Annotated in this window: 16 protein-coding genes and 1 tRNA gene; 9 read left to right on the top strand and 8 right to left on the bottom strand. The window is 71.8% G+C overall.

Features of this window, described 5'->3' with window-relative positions:
* Window positions 1-37 precede the first annotated feature (37 nt).
* Both CNX65_RS03030 and CNX65_RS03025 read right to left on the bottom strand, forming a co-directional pair.
* Window positions 38-868 carry a 3-hydroxyacyl-CoA dehydrogenase family protein gene (locus tag CNX65_RS03030; protein WP_096491405.1) on the bottom strand — a complete coding sequence of 277 codons (831 nt, stop codon included), beginning with the start codon at window positions 866-868 and terminating at the stop codon, window positions 38-40.
* Complete coding sequence (locus CNX65_RS03025) at window positions 865-1,215, bottom strand: EthD family reductase (protein WP_096491404.1); 351 nt, start codon at window positions 1,213-1,215, stop codon at window positions 865-867. Before CNX65_RS03025 ends, CNX65_RS03030 begins: the two co-directional genes overlap by 4 nt.
* 55 nt (window positions 1,216-1,270) lie before the next feature.
* On the opposite strand from CNX65_RS03025, the gene CNX65_RS03020 reads away from it, so the two are divergent.
* The 7 genes from CNX65_RS03020 to CNX65_RS02990 all read left to right on the top strand — a co-directional run bounded on the left by CNX65_RS03020 (window position 1,271) and on the right by CNX65_RS02990 (window position 5,617).
* On the top strand, window positions 1,271-1,915 hold the full coding sequence (locus CNX65_RS03020) for a histidine phosphatase family protein (protein WP_177154486.1): 645 nt from the start codon (window positions 1,271-1,273) through the stop codon (window positions 1,913-1,915).
* Window positions 1,916-2,014: 99 nt separating this feature from the next.
* Entirely contained in the window at window positions 2,015-2,254 is a 240-nt protein-coding gene (gene rpmB / locus CNX65_RS03015) for a 50S ribosomal protein L28 (RefSeq protein ID WP_096491402.1), read from the top strand.
* Window positions 2,254-2,421 carry a 50S ribosomal protein L33 gene (gene rpmG / locus CNX65_RS03010; protein ID WP_012783231.1) on the top strand — a complete coding sequence of 56 codons (168 nt, stop codon included), beginning with the start codon at window positions 2,254-2,256 and terminating at the stop codon, window positions 2,419-2,421. Before rpmB ends, rpmG begins: the two co-directional genes overlap by 1 nt.
* A 1-nt stretch (window position 2,422) precedes the next feature.
* Window positions 2,423-2,719 (top strand): 30S ribosomal protein S14, encoded by a 297-nt coding sequence (rpsN, locus tag CNX65_RS03005; RefSeq protein ID WP_012783230.1) that lies wholly within the window; start codon window positions 2,423-2,425, stop codon window positions 2,717-2,719.
* Window positions 2,720-2,730: 11 nt separating this feature from the next.
* On the top strand, window positions 2,731-2,964 hold the full coding sequence (gene rpsR, locus CNX65_RS03000; protein ID WP_096491401.1) for a 30S ribosomal protein S18: 234 nt from the start codon (window positions 2,731-2,733) through the stop codon (window positions 2,962-2,964).
* Window positions 2,965-3,060: 96 nt separating this feature from the next.
* Complete coding sequence (gene bluB, locus CNX65_RS02995; protein ID WP_096491400.1) at window positions 3,061-3,693, top strand: 5,6-dimethylbenzimidazole synthase; 633 nt, start codon at window positions 3,061-3,063, stop codon at window positions 3,691-3,693.
* A 76-nt stretch (window positions 3,694-3,769) separates the two neighbouring features.
* On the top strand, window positions 3,770-5,617 hold the full coding sequence (locus tag CNX65_RS02990; protein ID WP_096491399.1) for a diguanylate cyclase: 1,848 nt from the start codon (window positions 3,770-3,772) through the stop codon (window positions 5,615-5,617).
* On the opposite strand, the gene CNX65_RS02985 is transcribed toward CNX65_RS02990, so the two are convergent.
* Window positions 5,593-6,240 (bottom strand): response regulator, encoded by a 648-nt coding sequence (locus CNX65_RS02985; protein ID WP_012783226.1) that lies wholly within the window; start codon window positions 6,238-6,240, stop codon window positions 5,593-5,595. The two genes, CNX65_RS02990 and CNX65_RS02985, sit on opposite strands and share 25 nt — an antisense overlap.
* A 346-nt stretch (window positions 6,241-6,586) precedes the next feature.
* On the opposite strand from CNX65_RS02985, the gene CNX65_RS02980 reads away from it, so the two are divergent.
* The gene (locus tag CNX65_RS02980) at window positions 6,587-9,490 is read left to right on the top strand and encodes a penicillin acylase family protein (protein WP_096491398.1); all 2,904 of its coding nucleotides are present in this window, start codon (window positions 6,587-6,589) and stop codon (window positions 9,488-9,490) included.
* Window positions 9,491-9,687: 197 nt separating this feature from the next.
* On the opposite strand, the gene CNX65_RS02975 is transcribed toward CNX65_RS02980, so the two are convergent.
* Window positions 9,688-10,671 carry a hypothetical protein gene (locus tag CNX65_RS02975; protein WP_232519682.1) on the bottom strand — a complete coding sequence of 328 codons (984 nt, stop codon included), beginning with the start codon at window positions 10,669-10,671 and terminating at the stop codon, window positions 9,688-9,690.
* A 176-nt stretch (window positions 10,672-10,847) separates the two neighbouring features.
* Between CNX65_RS02975 and CNX65_RS02970 the strand changes: the two genes are divergently transcribed.
* Window positions 10,848-10,920 (top strand) — tRNA-Arg (locus tag CNX65_RS02970).
* Window positions 10,921-11,106: 186 nt separating this feature from the next.
* On the opposite strand, the gene CNX65_RS36640 is transcribed toward CNX65_RS02970, so the two are convergent.
* The 4 genes from CNX65_RS36640 to CNX65_RS02950 are packed head-to-tail and all read right to left on the bottom strand — an operon-like array spanning window position 11,107 to window position 15,764.
* Window positions 11,107-12,489, bottom strand: coding sequence for a tyrosine-type recombinase/integrase (locus CNX65_RS36640; protein ID WP_177154485.1), 1,383 nt, complete (start codon window positions 12,487-12,489; stop codon window positions 11,107-11,109).
* Window positions 12,486-12,692, bottom strand: coding sequence for a helix-turn-helix transcriptional regulator (locus CNX65_RS02960; RefSeq protein WP_096491396.1), 207 nt, complete (start codon window positions 12,690-12,692; stop codon window positions 12,486-12,488). The genes CNX65_RS36640 and CNX65_RS02960 overlap by 4 nt, the downstream gene beginning before the upstream one ends.
* Before the next feature lie 13 nt (window positions 12,693-12,705).
* Window positions 12,706-14,274 (bottom strand): replication initiator, encoded by a 1,569-nt coding sequence (locus CNX65_RS02955; RefSeq protein WP_096497577.1) that lies wholly within the window; start codon window positions 14,272-14,274, stop codon window positions 12,706-12,708.
* A gap of 26 nt (window positions 14,275-14,300) precedes the next feature.
* Window positions 14,301-15,764 (bottom strand): FtsK/SpoIIIE domain-containing protein, encoded by a 1,464-nt coding sequence (locus CNX65_RS02950; RefSeq protein ID WP_096491395.1) that lies wholly within the window; start codon window positions 15,762-15,764, stop codon window positions 14,301-14,303.
* Window positions 15,765-15,985 lie beyond the last annotated feature (221 nt).

Genomic DNA, 15,985 nt, shown 5'->3' with positions numbered 1-15,985 from the left:
GCGGCGCGCTCCCAGGACTACCAGGTGGCGGCGGGGGTCACCAGGCGAAGAAGCCCTGCCCGCTCTTGCGGCCCAGCTCGCCGCGCGCGACCTTGGCGCGCAGCAGCGCGGGCGGGGCGAAGCGCGGTCCCAGCTCGGCTTCCAGGTGCTCGGCGATGGCGAGCCGCACGTCCAGCCCGACCAGGTCGGTGAGCCGCAGCGGGCCGACCGGCCAGTTGTAGCCGAGCCGCATCCCGGTGTCGATGCCCTCGGCGTCGGCGACGCCCTCCTCCAGCATCCGGATCGCCTCCAGCCCGACGGCGACGCCGAGCCGGGAGGTGGCGAAGCCGGGGCTGTCCCTGACCTCGATCACGGTCTTGCCGAGCGACTCGGCCCAGGCCCGCGCCCGCGCGAGCACGTCCGGGTCGACGCCGTCGTGCCGCACCAGCTCGACCAGCGGCTGGACCGGGACGGGGTTGAAGAAGTGCAGTCCGAGGACCCGCTCGCCGGGCAGCCCTTCGGCGAGCGCGGTGATCGACAGCGACGAGGTGTTGGACGCCAGCACGGCGTCCGGGCACGCGGTCGCGGCGGCGGCGAGCACGGCGCGCTTGAGCGCGGCGTCCTCGGGCACGGCCTCGACGACGAGCTCCACGTCGGGGGCGAGGTCGGCGAGCTCGCGCGCGACGGTCAACCGGGCGAGCAGCTCGGCGGGCGGCGCGGGCAGCTTGCCGCGCTCGTCCGCCTTGGCCAGCGACCGCTCGACCCGCTGCCCGGCCGCCGCGACCCGCTCGGCGCCCGCCTCGACCAGCACCACGCGGTGGCCACCCGCCAGCAGCACGTGCGCGATGCCCGCGCCCATGGTGCCGCCGCCGATCACCGCGGCGATCACCGCTCGGCCACCCCGTCCACGACCGCCCCGGACTGGAGCACCTCGGCGGTGAACAGGGAGATCAGCTCGGCGGCCCCGATCTCGGTGAGGTTCGCGCCGCCCGCCTGCCACTCCGGCGAGCCGAAGGCCCGGTTCATGGAGTCCTCGGACTCGAAGTACATCTCGGCGATCAGGTGCGGCTCGTTCTCGCCGAGGAAGCCGGGGACGAGCAGCTGCCCCGCCTTGGCGACCTCGACGCGCAGCAGGCCGGGGGTCTTGAGGACCAGGGGCAGGTGTGAGGCGAAGTAGGCCTCGTCGAACTCCTCGGGCCGGTCGGGCCGCCGGTACAGCGCGATGCACTTGATCATGTAACACCTTCCGTCACCCTCGCCGCCGGACTGTAACACCGGCACGATGGGTCCTGTGCGGATCATCTTGCTGCGGCACGGCCAGAGCCTGGGCAACGTCGACGAACTGGCCTACTGCCGGGTACCCGATCACACCATGCCTCTCACCCCGTTGGGCCAGCGACAGGCGGCGGAGGCGGGCGAACGGGTGAAAGCCCTGCTCGGGGGCGTCCCGGCGGCCGTCTACGTGAGCCCGTACACGCGCACCCGCGAGACGCTGCGGCTGCTGGGGCTGGGCCCGCTGGCCGAGCGGGTGGTCGCCGAGCCCCGGCTGCGCGAGCAGGACTGGGGCAACCTGCAGGACCCGGTGCAGCAGGAGGTGCTCAAGCACCAGCGGCACGCGTTCGGGCACTTCTTCTTCCGGCTGCCCAACGGCGAGTCCGGCGCGGACGTGGACGACCGGGTGGCCGCGTTCCTGGACGGGCTGGAGGCGCGGGTGCGCGCGGGCGGGCACCCGGAGACCTCGCTGCTGGTGTCGCACGGGCTGACCATCCGGCTGCTGTGCAGGCGGTTGTTCGGGTGGAGCGTGGAGCTGTTCGAGTCGCTGTCCAACCCGGCGACCTGCGAGGACCGGGTGCTGGAGCACGACGGCGAGCGGTGGCGGCTGGACCGGCCGTTCAACCAGTGGCGCGATTCCCCGGACGGCGAGACCCAGGACTAGAGCCCCGGACGCGCAGGCCCACCTCGCTCGCGGCGGTTCGACCCCCTCGGCTACCCTCTAGGTGAAAATGATTGTCATTCCCTACACAAGGGGGTCACCTTGTCCGCGCGCCACTGCCAGCTGACCGGGCGCAAACCTGGTTACGGCAAGCAGGTCTCGCACTCCCACCGCCGCACGAGCCGCCGCTGGCTGCCCAACACCCAGCGCCGCCGGTACTGGCTGCCGTCCGAGAACCGCTACGTCGTGCTCACCCTGTCCACCAAGGGCGTCAAGACCGTCGACCGGCGGGGCGTCGAGTCCGTCGTCGCCGAGCTGCGCAGGCGCGGGGAGAAGGTCTGATGGCCAGGGGCAACGACATCCGGCCGATCATCAAGATGCGGTCCACGGCGGGCACCGGCTACACCTACGTGACCCGCAAGAACCGCCGCAACGACCCGGACCGCCTGGTGCTGCGCAAGTTCGACCCGGTCGTGCGCAGGCACGTCGACTTCCGCGAGGAGCGCTGACGTGGCCAAGAAGTCGAAGATCGCCAAGGACCTGAAGCGGCGCGAGGTCGTGGCCAGGCACGCCGAGCGGCGGGCCGAGCTGAAGGAGCTGATCCGCACCGACCCCGAGCGGCGCGACGAGGCGCAGCGGGCGCTGCGGCGGCTGCCCCGCGACGCCAGCCCGACCAGGCTGCGCAACCGGGACGCGGTGGACGGCAGGCCGCGCGCCTTCACCCGTGCGTTCGGGCTGTCGCGGCTGAGGCTGCGGGAGATGGCGCACCGCGGTGAGCTGCCGGGTGTGCGCAAGTCGAGCTGGTGAGGAGGAGCGCGATGCCCAAGCCCGAACGCGTCCCGAGGAAGCGGGTCAACCTGCTGCGCCGCGAAGGCGTGGAGCTGGTCGACTGGAAGGACGCCGCGCTGCTGCGGAAGTTCCTGTCGGACCGGGGGAAGATCCGCTCCCGCCGGGTGACGGGGCTGACGCCCCAGCAGCAGCGGCAGGTGGCCACCGCGGTGAAGAACGCCCGCGAGATGGCGCTGCTCCCCTACCCCTCGAAGGGCAGGTGACCGCGCGGGCGGTGCGGTCCGCCGCACCGCCCGCGCGCCGGTGGTGATCACCACGCCGGCCCCGCTGGCGGGTCCGCGTCGGGCACGATCACCCGAATGAGCTTCTACGACGTGCTGCACCGCCGCAGGGACACCAGGGGCGAGTTCACCGGCGCCCCGATCCCCGACGACGTGCTGCGCCGCGTCCTGTCCGCCGCGCACGCCGCCCCGAGCGTGGGGCTGACCCAGCCGTGGGACTTCGTGCTGGTGCGGGACGAGGGCACCCGCCTGGCGTTCCGCGACCACGTCGCCGCCGAGCGCGAGGTGTTCGCCGCCGAGCTGACCGGCGAGCGCGCCGAGGTCTTCTCCCGCGTCAAGGTCGAGGGGATCATGGAGTCCACGCTCGGCGTGGCCGTGACCTACGACCCGGAGCGCGGCTCCCCCGCCGTGCTCGGCAGGCACGCGATCGCCGACGCCGGGCTCTACTCGGTGTGCCTGGCCATCCAGAACCTGTGGCTGGCCGCCACCGAGGAGGGCCTGGGCCTGGGATGGGTGAGCTTCTACCGCGAGGAGGTGCTCAGCGGGTTGCTCGGGCTGCCTGAAGGGGTTCGCCCGGTCGCGTGGTTGTGCCTCGGACCGGTGACCGAACTGCCCGATGCACCCGACTTGGAACGCCACGGGTGGCGCAACCGAGTGCCCCTGGAGGCGGTACTGCACCAGGAGCGATACACGCAGCGCTCCTCCCGGTAGCCTGTTGGGGCCGTGACGGCGGGCGAGCGGGACAGCGTGCCCAGCGCGCCGAGTCGGAATGGAGTGGCGAGCACGAGTGGACCAGCGAGCGGACGAGGTCTCCGACCCCGAGGCCAGGATCAAGGCGCTGCTGAACGCGGGCAGGCTGGCGGAGGCCAACACCACCTTCGACGAGGTGGTCAACCGGCCCCCGTCGGAGGCTGACCGCTGGGCGCGCTCCGCCGCCCTGGTCAACCGGGCCAAGCTGGCGTGGCGGCTCGGCCGCATCCCCCTGGCGCTGGAGCTGGCCGCCGAGGGCTGGAGCGACCTGGAGGGCGAGGACCCGGACCACCCGGACGCCGCTCGGGCCACGCACGCCCTCGCCTACCTGCTGGAGGGCATCGGCAACCGCCGCGCGGCGGTGGACATGATGCGGGTCGCGGTGGGCATCGCGCGGCGCGCCGGTGAGGCCGAGGTGCTCGCCATCTGCCTGCAGGGCCTGGGCGGGCTGCTGAACTTCCGGGCGATCTCGTCGCCGCCGGACGTGGCGCCGGCCGCGTTCGAGGAGGCGCGGCAGTGCCTGGCCGAGGGCCTGCCGCTGGCCTCCGACGACCACATGGCGCGGGCGCTGCTGGGCGCCTACAGCCGCTCGCTGGCCGGGGTCGGCGAGCTGTGGCAGGCCGAGCTGCACGCCGACGAGACGGTGCGGCGGGCGCTGGTGGCCGACGACAAGTGGGCGCTGGCGGTCGGCAACTGGGTGCTGGCGGTGGTGCACCGCGAGCGCGGCGACCTGCTGCGGGCGCGCACCCTGGGCAGCCGGGCGGTGACCGCCGCCGAGTCGATCAACGACCCGTCGCTGCTGCTGCGGTTCTCCCAGGACCTGGCGGACATCTGCGCGGGCCTGGGCGACCCGGTCGGCGAGGCGGCGGCGCTGCGGTGCAGCGTGGCGGCGGGCACGACCGCGACGGTGACCCTGCAGGAGGGGCTCGGCCAGGCGCTGGAGCAGCGCAGGGTGGCGGTGCAGGCGCAGCGGTTGGCGCTGGCGGCGCAGGAGGCCGCGGCGCGCGACCCGCTGACCGGGCTGGCGAACCGGCTCGGCCTGGAGCGGGCCGCGGCGACGCTGCTGGAGGGCACGGCGGCGCGCGGGCGGGTGCCGTGGCTGGTGCTGGTGGACGTGGACTGGTTCAAGGACGTCAACGACGACGCCGGGCACGCGGCCGGTGACGCGACGCTGCGCGAGATAGCCCAGCTGCTGCGCCGGGAGACCAGGTCGGACGACCTGGTGGCGCGGTGGGCGGGCGACGAGTTCGTGGTGCTGCTGGGGAACTCGGCGGGCGGCGGCGGCCCGGAGGCCGGTCCGGTGGTGGCCGAGCGGATCAGGGCGGCGGTGGACGGGCACGACTGGCAGGTGGTCCTCGGGATCACCCGGCGGCCCACGGTGTCGATCGGGGTCGCGGCGGGGCCCGCGAAGCTGGACCAGCTGTTCGCGGCGGCGGACATGGCGCTGTACCGGGCGAAGCGGTTGGGGCGCAACCGGGTCGAGGTCGAGGGGCCGGACTCGGAGGGCGGCTCCGGGGGCGGTTCCGAGAGCGGTTCCGGGGAGGCGCGCGAGGACGCGGCGGCGGCCGGTGGCGCCGAGGTCGACGGCTCCGGCCGCGGGCGGGACGACGCGGGACGCGGTCGGCCCGTGCGGGACGCGCCGCGCGCGGAGCAGGCGGAAGTCGTTGCGGCGGAAGCACTTCCGGCGCTCGAACTGGCGGAGCCCGAACTGGCGGAGCCCGAGCCGACCGCGCCCGAGACCGGCGCACCGGACGCTGGCGCACCGGACGCTGGCGCGCCTGGCACCGACACGCCTGGCACGGACACACCTGACACCGACGTGGCCGACCCGCAGGCCCCCGACCGCTCAGGCGACCGGCCTCAGGCGATCAGCCCGCCCCGGTAGGCCACGAGCGCGGCCTGCACCCGGTTGACCGCGCCGATCTTGCCCAGCACCGACGACACGTACCCCTTGACCGTCGCCTCGGACAGGTGCAGCGTCCCGCCGATCTCGGCGTTGGACATCCCCTGCCCGATCAGCACCAGGACCTCGCGCTCCCGCTCGGACAGCGAGGACAGCAGCCTGCGCGCGGGCTCGGCGGCCCGCTCCCCGTCCGCGACGGCGGACAGCACGCGGGCCGCGACGCCGGGGTCGAGCACCGCGCCGCCGCGCGCCAGGTCGCGGACGGCCTTGACCAGCTGCTCGGGCTCGGTGTCCTTGAGCAGGAACCCGCTGGCGCCCAGCCGGAGCGCCTCGCTGACGTACTCGTCCACGTCGAAGGTCGTCAGCATCGCGACCTTCGGCGGGTCCGGCAGGGCGCGCAGCCTCCTGAGCGCGACCAGCCCGTCCGAGGTGCGCATCCGGATGTCCAGGAGCACCACGTGCGGCCGGTGCTGGCGGGCCAGTTCGGCCACCAGGTGCCCGTCGTCGCACTCGGCGACGACGTCGATGTCACCCGCGCTGCTGAGGATGAGCCGGAGGCCCGACCGGACGAGGTCCTCGTCGTCGGCCAGCACAACCTTGATCACGACGCCTCCCCGAGTTGGCGTTTCGTGCTTGTGCGTCAACCGGACCCGCGCGGCAATGCGCAAGCCGGTGTTAATACGCCGTTATCTCACCACGGTCCCGGCGCGCCGAAGTACGGCCCGACCTCGTTCACAGTTACCAGGAATAACCGGGAGCAGCGCGGACCCCGCCCGTCGGGAGGTGCGGAAACGGCCCGCCGAATCGGCCGTTTTCACAGTTCCACGCCGCGTGGAAGCGCGGTCGTGACCCCGCTCACCGCGTACCCATAAAACACGAAAGGCTTTCGCAAACACCTCGCCAAACGTAGCCTCCGTCACAGGCAACCCCCTGGAGAGGAGCCCGATCCCCGTGCCGAAGAACGCCCGGTTAGCACTGGCGGTGGCACTGCTGACCGCCACGACGACCGTGACCGCGACGACCGCCTCGGCGGCCCCGGTCACCGCGCCGCCGATCACGGCCCCCGCGTCCGCCGCCCCGGTGGCAGGCCCGACCGCACTGGCCGACGACCCCTGCCTCGGCCAGTGCCACGACATCGTCCCGCCCGGCCAGAGCGGCAACGCCACCCTCGCGGACATCCTGGCGCACAAGGTCTTCGGCACCCGGCCCGCGCACTCCGCCGACCAGCTCGGCAAGTACGACGCGCTGGCGAGCGGCCACAAGGGGCTGACCAACGCCCAGCTGACCAACTTCTTCAACGACGCCTCGTTCGGCGTCCCCGCGAACCAGGTCGAGAGCACCATCAGCCCCCGCGCCGACGTGACCATCGTGCGCGACAAGCTGATCGGGATGCCGCACATCACCGGCACCACCCGGTCCGGCACGCAGTTCGGCGCGGGCTACGCGGCGGCGCAGGACCGGCTGTGGCTGATGGACCTGTTCCGGCACCTCGGCCGCGGCCAGCTGTCCGGGTTCGCGGGCGGCGCCGAGGGCAACCGGCTGCTGGAGCAGAGCTTCGTCAAGCAGATCGCGTACACCGAGGCCGACCTGCAGGCCCAGATCGACCGGGTCGCCGCGCAGGGCGACCGCGGGCGGCAGGCGTTCCAGGACGTCACCGACTACCTGCAGGGCGTCAACGCCTACATCACCCAGGCGATCGCGAACCGGAACTTCCCCGGCGAGTACGTGCTGACCGGGCACGCCGACGCGATCACGAACTGGAACGACATCCAACCGTTCAAGGCCACCGACCTCGTCGCGATCGCGGCCGTCGTCGGCGGGCTGTTCGGCGCGGGCGGCGGCGGCGAGGTGCAGAACGCGCTGGTGCGGCTGGCCGCGCAGAACAAGTACGGCGCCGAGGCGGGCGACCGGGTGTGGCGCTCGTTCCGGGCGCGCAACGACCCGGAGGCGACGCTGACGCTGCACGACGGGCAGCGCTTCCCGTACGCGACCGAGCCCGCGAACCCGAAGGGCGTCGCGCTGCCGGACGGTGGGGTGGTGACGCCGGAGCCGATCGTCTACGACCAGACCACGTCCGGCGCCAGGCAGTCCACTGTGGACACTCCGGACGACCTCAAGGCGCTGGAGGGCATCTTCGCCGACGGCGTGCTGCCCAAGGACCTGCTCTCCCGCCCGCGCGGCATGTCGAACGCGGTCGCGATCTCCGGCGCGCACACCACCACCGGCAACCCGATCGCCGTGTGGGGGCCGCAGACCGGCTACTTCGCGCCGCAGCTGCTGATGCTGCAGGAGCTCAACGGCCCCGGCCTGCGGGCGCGCGGGGTGTCGTTCGCGGGCGTCAACATGTACGTGCAGCTCGGGCGCGGCCTGGACTACTCGTGGAGCGCGACCTCGTCGGGCCAGGACATCACCGACACCTACGCGGTGGAGCTGTGCGAGCCGAACGGGCAGCCGACGGCGAACTCGGCGCACTACCTGCTGCGCGGGCAGTGCGTGCCGATGGAGCGGCTGGAGCGCAAGAACGCGTGGAAGTCGACGGTCGCCGACCCGACGCCCGCCGGTTCCTACACGCTCGTGGTCTACCGCACCAAGTACGGGCTGGTGCAGTCGCGGGCGAAGGTGGGCGGCAAGTTCGTCGCCTACACCGCGCTGCGGTCGACGTACCTGCGCGAGGTGGACCCGATCATCGGGTTCCAGGAGTTCAACGACCCCGGCGCGATCACCTCGGCGCAGGCGTTCCAGCGGGCGGCCGAGCGGGTCGGGTACGCGTTCAACTGGTTCTACGCGGACGCGAACGACATCGCCTACTTCAACTCGGGGCTGAACCCGGTGCGCAAGGCCGACGTCGACCCGGACCTGCCGGTGAAGGCCGAGCAGGCGTACGAGTGGCAGAACTGGAACCCGGACGACAACTCGGCGTCGTACACGACGTTCGCGCAGCACCCGCAGTCGGTGAACCAGGACTTCTACGTCAGCTGGAACAACAAGCAGGCGCTGGACCACTCCTCCGGCGGGTACGGGATGTCGTCGGTGCACCGCGGCGACCTGCTGGACAAGCGGGTGCGGGCGCTGATCGCGAACGGCGCGAAGGTGGACCGGGCGGCGGTGACGAAGGCGGTCGCCGAGGCCGGGCTCGCGGACCTGCGGGCCGAGCGGGTGCTGCCGGAGGTGCTGCGCGTGCTGGGGACGGTGGCCGACGCGGACCTGGCGCCGACCGTGCAGAAGCTCAGGGCGTGGGTGACCTCAGGGTCGTTGCGCACCGAGACCAGCAAGGGCAGCAAGACCTACGCGCACGCCGACGCGATCCGGGTGCTGGACGCGTGGTGGCCGCTGCTGGTGGACGCGCAGTTCCGGCCGGGGCTGGGCGACGCGCTGAACAGCGCGCTCGTCGGGGCGCTGCAGGTGGACGAGGCGCCGTCGGACCCGCGCGGCGTGCAGCAGCACAAGGGGTCGGCGTTCCAGTACGGCTGGTGGGGCTTCGCGCAGAAGGACCTGCGGGCGGTGCTGGGCGACCAGGTGGCCGGGCCGCTGGGCGCGAAGTACTGCGGCGGCGGTGACCTGGCGCGGTGCAGGCAGGTGCTGCTGGACAGCCTGCGGCAGGCGATCGCGGTGCCCGCGACGACGACCTACCCCGGTGACGACAGCTGCGCGGCGGGCGACCAGTGGTGCGCGGACTCCATCGTGCACCGGGCGATGGGCGGCATCACCCAGGACAAGATCACCTGGCAGAACCGGCCGACCTACCAGCAGGTGGTGCAGTTCCCGTCGCGGCGATCCGCTTCGGTGTTCGGCAGCGCGCATTCGGTCGAAGTCTTCCAGAACGACGTGGAATGGCCTTCCCTGCGCGCGGAGTAGCCGGTGGGAGCGGGTTTTCCGGTATTTCACGCGACCCCGCCAGAGGGGGTTCGTACAAATGACGGGTTCCCAACCAGGGCCCGGTTCCGGATACTCGCTGTACGAACTTGAGGTCTACGAACCGTAGGCCGGCCCACAGGAAGACCCCGGTCCACCCCCAGGGACCGGGGTCTTCCGCTGTCCGGCGCGGGGCGGGGTCAGCGGTGCGGGTTCGCGACGCCGTTGCGCGGGGTGGCGTCACCGGGTTCGAGCCGGTCGCGGGGGTCGTCGGGGCCGGTGGTGAGCTGCTCCGGGGGTTTCTGGGCGGGGATGGTGGGCGGTTGCGGTTGCGGCGCCCGGCCCTGGCTCTGCCCCTGGCTCTGGCTCTGGCTCTGGGGGAGCCCGACCTGGTCGGCGAACTCGGCCGCGACGGAGGTGCCCCCGTAGACGCCGAGGGCCTGGGCGAGGTGCTGGCGCAGGTCGGTGCGGTGGTCGTGGGACAGGCGCGGGATGGCGCTCTCGAAGCTGCTGACGAGGGTGTCGGCCCAGTGCCGGTCGCGGCGCTGGGCGGCGATCCGGACGAGGTCGTCGAGCTGCTGGGCGAGGGCGACGGCCTGCTCGACCTGGTAGCCGTTGCGGTGCAGCCACCAGATCGTGGCGGTGGACAGGTCGGTGAGCACCTCGTCCCGCAGGTACCGGATCTCGTCCCGCTCGGCGTCGCGCTCGGCCTGGCGGATGGTCGTGGCGCGCAGGAGCTCGATGTGCTTGCGGGCCATCTCCAGGTCGGCGTCGTCCACCCGCAGCTCGACCTGCTCGGCGCGGGCCCACACGTGCGTGCCCTCGACCTGGCGCTCGTCGGCCAGCTCGTCCCCGAGCTGGTGCTTGAGCGGCGCGTGGTGCACCAGCATCGAGCCCTCGGTGACCGCGCGGGCGCGCTGGACCACGTCGTTGACGGCGGCGCTGCGCGGCGAGTGGTGCCGCAGCCCGGAGGTGAGGTCGACGCGCCAGTGGATGGTGAACTTGGCGTGGAAGTCGAGCCCGTACACGGCGGAGGGCAGCGGTGTCTCGAACACCAGCTCGTGCGTGGTCGGAGGCGGCACGAACGTGAACTGCTCCGCCCGCCGCATCTGCCGCCGCCGCCACCAGGAACCAACGGCCCCGAGGGGTCCGGGCCGGAAGTCGGGCCAGGGTCTACCGCTCATGGGTGAACCTTCGCATCGGGATGGGGATGCAACTTCTGTACCCCACGAACCGGGCGGGCAGAAGGAGGGGAGGCCGGGTTCCCCCCAACAGCGGAGACCGGAGGAGGGGGGATCTCACGCGATGTGCACCCCCTGGCTCCGCACGGGTGACGAGGGCCCGGTAGGCTGTGGGACGCGCCCTCGTAGCTCAGGGGATAGAGCATCGGTTTCCTAAACCGTGTGTCGCAGGTTCGAATCCTGCCGGGGGCACTCACCTTTCGCCGGGTGAATCAAGCTCTGACCAGCGGAAACGCGGTCGGGGCTTGATCTATTTCCGGGCCCGGTGTCCGTCGCTGTCCGCCCGGATCTGCCCCCGTTTGCCGAGGTTCGCGAAACCACTGCGAAATGGCCTCGGCCCCCTGGGGTGGGTGCCAGGGGGCCGATCGGTGAGCTGGATCACGCGGCGTGGAACAGGGATTCGATCTTCCTGTTGACCGTCTCACGCTGACCGTCGATGCACTTCGCGTAGACCTTGAGGAGCACGTCAACCGAGTGCCCGGCCCGTTCGGCGACCTCGGGGGCCGGGATGCCGCCGTTGAGCCAGAGGGAGACCGCCGCGTGCCGGAGGTCGTACGGGCGACCCGCGAGCGGCGATGCCACCTGGGCAGGGGTCAGGCCGTAGGCGCGGGCCTCTTCCCAGACCCGCGAGTAGGTGGACGAGGAGACCACGCCGCCGTTGGGTGATCGGAACAGCCGACCATCCAGGCCCGAGCCGAACCGGGCGATGTGCTCCCGCAGGATCGTGACCAGCACGGGTGGAATCGGGACCGGACGGACTTCCTTGACACCCCGGTGCTTCAACCCGCGCTGATCATGAACCTCGCCGGAGTCCGTCCACCGCTTCCCCGCCGAGGGCCTGGACTCCCCCAGCATCAGGACACCCCACCCGGACTTGGGCAACGTGCAGTCGTTCACCCGGAGGGCTAGCCCCTCAGCCGGTCGGGCCGCCGCGTAGTAGCCCACCGCGAAGAACGCGGCCAGGTGCGCGCCCCGATCGGCGTTGCGCCTGCCTACGTATGAGACCGCCGCCAGCAGCTCCGCGACCTGACGGGGGTTAGCGACCACGCGCGGGTCAACCTGCTCAACCACCTTGGTCGTCTTGCGCTTCACCCTGGTGAGCGGGTTGTCCGGGATCAACTCCCGCTCGACCGCGTACCCGAGCAGGTTGAATAGCACGGCCCGTTTGCGCTGGTAGACCGTCGCGGCAGCGGCCTTGCCGTCGAGCTTGACCGCCAGGGCGTCGAGCACTTCCCGGACAGCGGGCGCAGCGGTGAGGTCGTACAGGGGCCGCGAGTTCCTGACGAGCCAGTCCGCCACGTCCTCCTCCCCGCTCGACCTCTTGGCGTCCCGCGTGGTCGGGGGCAGCAGGTACCGGGTGAGCACCCGCCGCAGCTCGATCACCCCAGGCCGCCCCACCCCGTCCCGGACGAACGCAGCCGCAGCGGTCGCCAGGGCTTCCACGGTGCTCCCCCGCGTCTTGGCGGCGCTGTCCGGCCACTTCATGTCCATGTAGGACTGAGCAAAGTCCAGGAATGACAAGGAATTCACGCGCTTCAGCTCGGAGATCGGGAGCCCGCTGTCAACGTCGAACTCCTCACCGCGCCGCGCCGCCTGCATCAGCTCGGACCGGCGGCTGTTGGCCAGCGCCTTCGTGCCGTACCACTCGGAGTGGGACTTGCCGTCCGTCACCCAGCGCACGCCGTAGGGCCGGGCGCTCCGCTTCGGCTTCTTGGACCAGTCGGCGAGTTCCCAGAACCGGACCTTGAACGTGGTGCTCATGCCGCCGCCCGGTACAGGTCTTCCAGCCAGGCCGCGAAGTCCACGCGCCTGCACCTCAGCTCACCGTTGGGCAGGGTGAAGCACCGAGGCCCCTTGCCGGTCTGCCGCCACTTGTAGAAGGTGTCCCGCGAGACCCCGCCGAGCGCTTCCAGCATCTCCGGCACGGACATCAACTGGGCCAGCTCACGCACCTTGCTGTTCATCTCATCCCCCCGTTTACGCAGCTAGTGACGTTGCCGAACTGTCCGGCGGGTTGGCCGAGGCGAGCAGCGCGGCCGTGTACTCCGCCTTCCACCGCCGTCGTTCGGCCACCGCCCGCAGCAGCAGGTGTTGCCGTGGCGGAACGTTCGGGTCACCGGGCTGGACGTTGTTCCAGAGCACCCGCGTGGGCTGGTCCTCCTGCTTGATCCCGACGTCCGCGAGCAGTTGCCGAACGAAGGCCACGCGGTCGTGCTTGTGGTCGGCGAGGGACTTCCCGGACCACTTCCGTGAGACCAGCACCCGCCGCCCGGCGACGCCGAGGGTGGTCCGCTTGTGGGCCTTTCCCTTGCAGCGCCCCGGTTCCATCGACAACCGGGCCCCCTTGGGCTGGACCCCGTAGAGCAGCCAGACGGGGCACTGCGGGGAGCACGGGGTCACGGCCAGCTCAGCGCACAGCCGGTCCGCGTGGTCCTCCTGACGGCTGGTCTGGGCCTGGTAGCACTCGCTGATGCTCTTGGTGAGGTACTTGGTCAGGTAGCCGATGTGCCGCCCCGCGTCGGCCGAGCCGCCGAGGATGCCCTTGGAGTGCACCTGCACCCCGAACCGCGCCACGTGGGCAGGCCGCTCGATCTGCTCCAGCGCCTCATCCCAGGTGGGCAGCGCTTCACGGGTGTCCGGATCCACGAACCCGTTGCCGCTCCACACCGGGAGCCGGTCGCCGCCGTACCTGATCTCGTCGTGCGCGGGCCACCAGACCTGGTGGTAGGTGGCTTCGGCGACCGCCCGCAGCTCCGCCCGCGAGATCGATCCCCGGATCGCGGCGTGCCAGTGCGGCGCCAGGCGACGTTGGGGTTCGACCGTGGAGAAGTACTGCGCGTCCCAGCCGACGCAGCGCCGGAGGTTCTGCACGAACCGGTCGAGCAGCGCCGCGAAGTGCACCGCGTCCCGAGCGGCCCGCCGGTAGTCGTAGGTGGCCGGGTTCACCGGCGTGCCGTCGCCGCGCACCTTGCCGTAGCTGTCCAACGTCAGCGTGAGGAACGTCGAGGGCCGGTACTTGCCCCCGAACACCTCTCCCACCGTGCGCTTGGTGACCGGCCGCCGAGGCAGGTTCGGCGCGTCCTGACGGCGCTTGGTGGACCGCTTCCGGGCAAGCCGCGGGCGTGCCTCCAGAGCGGGGAGCTTCCCGCGGATTCCGAGTTGCCGAAGCTCCGCGTCAACCTCCGCGACCTCCTCCCGCACCTCCTCAGCGCCGCCCTCGTCCCCCTCGTCCAGGGCAGCCCGGTACGCCTTGACCAGGTCGGCCCGGTAGGCCGTCAACTCCCGCTGGTCGTGGCTGGGCGGGTCGGGAGTGAAGTCGGGTTCCTCGGTGAGGTGCCAGCCCTCCCGGCACTGGGCCATGCGCAGCCGCCGGTTTTTCTCCGCGCAGGTAGGGCACACGCTGGCCACCGTCGAGCCGCACGGCACGGGCACGATCTCGATGCGCCCGGTGTCGAGGTCGATGCGCTCCTTGGCGAGCGGCCGGACGCACACCCCGTGCTCCTCAGCCACGGCACGAGCCACGTCGAACGCGGCGGGCTGCTTCATCCGGTCGGCGCGGGTCAGGTACTCGCTCACGCCGCCACCTCCCCCGCCGAGTCAGGCCGAGCGGGGAACTCGTGCACCGTGGCGGGCCGGAGGAACGCGCCCAGGGTGCCGAGGTCAGCGTCGGTGACGTGGAAGGCCCGAGCCCGCTCAGGCTCCCGCCGCCCGTCCTCCTTCATCCAGGCCACGCCGGGAGTGCTCTCGCTGATCTCATGGGCAGCCGCGCCACGCTGCCGCACCCCGTCGCCCAGGACCATGTCCACCTGCTGCGGTTCGTCCAGCCGCAGGGCGACGCGGGTGGTGAACAGGTGCCGGAACCCCACGACCTCCTTGCGCGGGTCCTGCACCAACCCGACAACCGCATACCCCGGTGCCCGCCCCTGGGAGGTGATGGTCTGCACCGCCCGCGAAGCCCGCTCCCGCAGCTGCCGGTCCGGCTGGTAGGCGATCAGGTCAGCCAGTTCATCGATCACCAGGACCGTGAACGGCTCCCCACCCGATCGCGCCCACAGCCGCCGAACACCCCGGTACCGAGCAGCCCTCTCCTTGACCTCAGCGGCGATTTCCTCAAGCAGGGCAACAGCTTCCGGCCCGTTGTCGTACACGACCCGGTCGAAGGCGTCGGGGCACTGCCCCAGTTCCATCCCGCCCTTGGGGTCGATGCCCACCAGGCGCACCAGCCCGTCACGAACCGCAGGGGCGAGCTGCCACACGATCGACCACAACACCGACCCCTTGCCCGCACCAGGCACCCCGACCACAAGCACCTGAGACCCGAGCAACCGAAGCCGCCAAGGCTTCCCGTTCTCCGTCCGCCCGACCACCACACGCTTGAGGTCAACGACCCCACCAAGCTCAGGCACCGGAACGGGCCGATCAAGCGGGTCCGAGTGCACGAAGTCCAGTTCCAGCACCTTGGGCCTCAGCACCCGCACGCGGCATGACCGGGCGTGGAACGAGTGCGCCAGCGCGTCCCGCCGGGCTTCCCACTGCTCCGGTGCCTGCGCCGGGATCATCCGCACCCGAACCCGGTCCCGCCAGCCCTCAGACCGCACCACCCGCAGCCGAGGCCGGTACTCACGCCCACGCTGCCGCACCGCCAGGTCAGCCAGCCGCACGACCGACCGCCACCGAGGCACGTACACCGTCGCCCGCCGCCACTCGCTCAGCAGCCGGAACCAGCACAGCCGCAGGAACGAGGCCGAGTCGTACCCGAACCACAGCAGCAGGAGCGCCACGAGCGTCAGCAAGGCGAGCACGAGCGGCGAGAGCCCGAACCGCCACCAGCTCCACACCGCCAGCGCGGGCACCAGCGTGACGACCGGGTACCGAACAACGACGAGCACCAGGCGCACGACCCCGACCAGGAGCAGCCACACCAGCGCCACGAGCGCAGCCAGCCACTTCACCTTGCCGGGGACCAACATCCACCACGGCACCCGAGGCCGAACGCCCTCAAAGGGGGCCGGGTCAACCCACTTCCCGCCGCTCATCGCTGCTCACCGCCACCGAATATCAGCGGCAGCACACCCAGGCAGGCGTCACAAACAACCTGCCCATCAAGCAGCCGAGCGAACTTCCTGCACTTCTCACAACGCTTCCGAGCGACACCCTCTGGCGCACGCTCACGCCGACCCACTACTGTCATAACCGTTCACTCCGCTCCGCGTGGTGAGCAACGCAGGAGCGGCGAGGTTGGTAGCCGGGTTCCGCT

This window comes from Actinosynnema pretiosum (genome assembly GCF_002354875.1).
Classification (GTDB): Bacteria; Actinomycetota; Actinomycetes; order Mycobacteriales; family Pseudonocardiaceae; genus Actinosynnema; species Actinosynnema auranticum.
This window is presented reverse-complemented; position numbering and strand designations above follow the sequence as displayed.

Coding starts and splice junctions, on each gene's coding strand:
- CNX65_RS03025 (WP_096491404.1), bottom strand. CDS start 1,215: ATGATCAAGTGCATCGCGCTGTACCGGCGGCCCGACCGGCCCGAGGAG.
- rpmG (WP_012783231.1), top strand. CDS start 2,254: ATGGCCAGGGGCAACGACATCCGGCCGATCATCAAGATGCGGTCCACG.
- rpsR (WP_096491401.1), top strand. CDS start 2,731: ATGCCCAAGCCCGAACGCGTCCCGAGGAAGCGGGTCAACCTGCTGCGC.
- bluB (WP_096491400.1), top strand. CDS start 3,061: ATGAGCTTCTACGACGTGCTGCACCGCCGCAGGGACACCAGGGGCGAG.
- CNX65_RS02975 (WP_232519682.1), bottom strand. CDS start 10,671: ATGAGCGGTAGACCCTGGCCCGACTTCCGGCCCGGACCCCTCGGGGCC.
- CNX65_RS36640 (WP_177154485.1), bottom strand. CDS start 12,489: ATGAGCACCACGTTCAAGGTCCGGTTCTGGGAACTCGCCGACTGGTCC.
- CNX65_RS02960 (WP_096491396.1), bottom strand. CDS start 12,692: ATGAACAGCAAGGTGCGTGAGCTGGCCCAGTTGATGTCCGTGCCGGAG.
- CNX65_RS02955 (WP_096497577.1), bottom strand. CDS start 14,274: ATGAAGCAGCCCGCCGCGTTCGACGTGGCTCGTGCCGTGGCTGAGGAG.
- CNX65_RS02950 (WP_096491395.1), bottom strand. CDS start 15,764: ATGAGCGGCGGGAAGTGGGTTGACCCGGCCCCCTTTGAGGGCGTTCGG.